Source organism: Dietzia sp. CQ4, assembly GCF_014145125.1.
In the GTDB taxonomy this organism is placed as follows: domain Bacteria; phylum Actinomycetota; class Actinomycetes; order Mycobacteriales; family Mycobacteriaceae; genus Dietzia; species Dietzia natronolimnaea.
In genome coordinates this window covers 1-3,183 of record NZ_JAALDZ010000291.1, presented here as the reverse complement: position 1 = coordinate 3,183, position 3,183 = coordinate 1, and the positions used below count along the sequence as shown (strand labels likewise).

3 protein-coding genes are annotated in these 3,183 nt (G+C 73.0%); all 3 read right to left on the bottom strand.

The window, feature by feature from the left end; all coding sequences use genetic code 11:
- On the bottom strand, positions 1 to 1,782 hold a 1,782-nt coding region (locus G6031_RS15160), incomplete at its 3' end, for a DUF4118 domain-containing protein (protein ID WP_182653700.1).
- A gap of 9 nt (positions 1,783 to 1,791) precedes the next feature.
- Positions 1,792 to 2,472: a potassium-transporting ATPase subunit C gene (locus G6031_RS15155; protein ID WP_182653699.1), complete on the bottom strand. Its 681-nt coding sequence runs from the start codon at positions 2,470 to 2,472 to the stop codon at positions 1,792 to 1,794.
- Between the two features lie 3 nt (positions 2,473 to 2,475).
- Positions 2,476 to 3,183: HAD-IC family P-type ATPase (locus G6031_RS15150; protein ID WP_182653698.1), on the bottom strand; the 708-nt coding region annotated here is incomplete at its 5' end.

Genomic DNA, 3,183 nt, shown 5'->3' with positions numbered 1-3,183 from the left:
GTCGGCGGCGGCCCGGGCCAGCTCCTGGTTGCGCACGAGCGCCGAGGCGTGCCCGGCGACGATCGCGAGGATCTTCCGGTCGTGCCCGGTGAGCCGCGGGCCCGAGAGCAGGAGCCGGTCCCCGGGCTCGGTCTCCACTGAGGTCGTCGCCGCGTCCTCGTCCGCCGGCGGCTGCGCCCCGGCCCCGGCCAGCATCGTGCCGTCCACACCGAGGAACGCCACCCCGTCCTGGGCGTAGACGTCGCGCACCTTCTCCAGCAGCACGTCCAGTCCGGGGGCTCGGAGCGCGGACCGGGCGAACAGGGTGAGCAGCTCGGCGTCCCGACCGGACTGCGTGGCCTCCCTGTGCCGCCGCGCGGACTGGTCCACCAGCACCGAGACGGCGATGGCCACCGCCACCATCACCAGGATCGACACCAGGTTCGCGGGCTCGGCGATCGTGACGCTGTACCGCGGGTGCGTGAAGAAGAAGTTGAGGACCAGGCCCGAAACGATCGCGCACACCGCGGCCGGCCACACCCCGCCGAGCAGCGAGACCGCCAGTACGCCCACGAGGAAGAACCACCCCTGCGAGCTGAAGTCCAGCCGTTCGTCGAACAGCTGGTTGACCCCGCCGACGAGCAGGGGGACCAGGATCGCCCCCGCCCAGGCCGCGGTGCGCCGGGTCGCGGGACGTGGCGCACCCCGGGGGCGGGCGCCCGAGGCCTCGGGGTGGGTGACCATGTGGACGTCGATCGGGCCGGAGTCCTGCAGGACCGCCGAGCCGATCCCCTCGTCGAACAACCGCCGCCACCGGCTGCGGCGGGACGTGCCCAGGACGAGCTGGGTGGCGTTGATCCCGCGGGCGAAGTCCAGGAGGGTCGACCGGACGTCGTCGCCGGCGACGGTGTGGACGGTCGCCCCGAGGCTCGCGGCGACCTCCCGGACCTCCGGCATGCTGTCACCGGCGGAGACCAGGCCGTCGCCGCGCAGCACGTGGACGATCACCAGCTCGGCCGAGGAGCGGGAGGCGATGCGACTCGCGCGCCGGACCAGGGTCAGGGACTCGGGGCCGCCGGTGATCGCCACCACCACGCGCTCCCGCGCCTCCCAGGTGTCGGTGATCCGCTCGGTGTCCCGGTAGCGGCCCAGCGCCTCGTCCACCCGGTCGGCCAACCACAGCAGGGCGAGCTCGCGCAGCGCCGTGAGGTTGCCCACCCGGAAGTAGTTGCCCAGGGCGGCGTCCACGCGCTCCGCCTGGTACACCTGCCCCGCCAGCAACCGCAGGCGCAGCTGCTCGGGACTGAGGTCGACCAGCTCGATCTCGTCGGCCGCGCGGACGACGGCGTCCGGGACCTTCTCCCGCTGCTCCGAGCCGGTGATCCGGGAGACCACGTCGTTCAGGCTCTCGAGGTGCTGGATGTTGAGGGTGGAGTGGACGTCGATCCCCGCGTCGAGCAGGTCGGACACGTCCTGCCAGCGCTTGGCGTGCTCGACGCCGGGGGCGTTGGTGTGCGCCAGCTCGTCGACCAGGGCGATCTGCGGGGCCCGCTCCAGGACCGCGGGCAGGTCCATCTCCGTCATCCTGGTCCCGCGGTAGGACACCGTCCGGCGCGGCACCGATTCGAGACCGTCGAGCAGCGCGGCGGTCCCCGCCCGGCCGTGGGTCTCCACCAGGCCCACCACCACGTCCTTACCCTCCGCGACCAGGCGATGGGCGCGGTCGAGCATCTCGGTGGTCTTGCCCACGCCGGGGGCGGCCCCGAGGTAGATGTGGAGCCGCCCCCGCGTCGATCCGGACATGGTCAGACCCTATCCCTGCGCTGCCCGGCCGGACTCCGCGCAGCCGGGCGCCGTGAGCCCCAGCGCACTGTTGAGCGCACTGTTGAGTTCGGTCACCCGCACCCGCGGCTGGCCCAGGAACCCCAGCTGGCGGCCGTCGGTGTGCTCGGCCACCAGGGCCTGCACCCGCTCCCGGGGGAGCTCGTTCTCCCGCGCCACCCGGTCGACCTGGATCGCGGCGTACTCGGGCGAGATGTGCGGATCGAGCCCGGAACCGGGGCCGGTGACGGCGTCGACCGGCACCTCGTCCGGGTCCACGCCCTCGCGCTGGGCGATCACCTCACGCCGGAGCGTGATCCACTCCGCGAGCTCCGGGTTGGACGGCCCCAGGTGGGAGGGTGCGCCGGCGGCCGGGTCGCCGGGCGTCATCGCGGCCGCGGTCGGGTCCGTCTGGTCCCCGGACCCCACGACGCGCGCGTGGAAGAACGGATCGGGCTGGCCGGGCTCGACCTGCGGGTCGGTGGCCAGCAGGGCGGAGCCGACCGCGCACCCGGCGCGGTCCCGGACGATCGACCCCTCGGCCGACGCGGTGTCGATCCGGGAGACCGCCCAGACCGAGACGGGATAGGCGAGGCCGCACAGGAGGGTGAAGAGGGCGACGACGACGAGGGCCGGCCGCAGCTGGCGCAGGGCAGTGGTGAGAGTGGACATGAGTCACGCGATCCCGGGGAGGTGTCGGACGAGCAGGTCGATGAGCCAGATCCCGAGGAACGGCGCGATCACGCCACCGAGCCCGTAGATCAGCAGGTTGCGCCGCAGCAGCGACGCGGCGGAGGCGGCGCGGTACGCCACGCCCCGCAGCGCGAGCGGGACCAGCAGCACGATCACGATCGCGTTGAAGATCACCGCGGACAGGATCGCCGACTCGGGGCTGGCGAGCCCCATGACGTTGAGCTTGTCCAGCTGCGGGAAGATCCCCACGAACAGAGCGGGCAGGATGGCGAAGTACTTGGCCAGGTCGTTGGCCAGCGAGAACGTGGTGAGCGCCCCGCGGGTGATGAGCAGTTGCTTGCCGATGCCCACGATGTCGATGAGCTTGGTGGGGTCCGAATCCAGATCCACCATGTTGCCGGCCTCCTTGGCGGCGGTGGTCCCGGAGTTCATGGCCACACCGACGTCGGCCTGGGCCAGGGCGGGGGCGTCGTTGGTGCCGTCGCCGGTCATCGCGACCAACCGCCCCCCGGTCTGCTCGGCGCGGATCCGGGCGAGCTTGTCGTCCGGGGTGGCCTCGGCCAGGTAGTCGTCGACCCCCGCCTCGGCGGCGATCGCGGCGGCCGTGAGCGGGTTGTCCCCGGTGATCATGACGGTGCGGATCCCCATGGCCCGCAGTTCGGCGAAGCGCTCGCGCATCCCCGGTTTGAC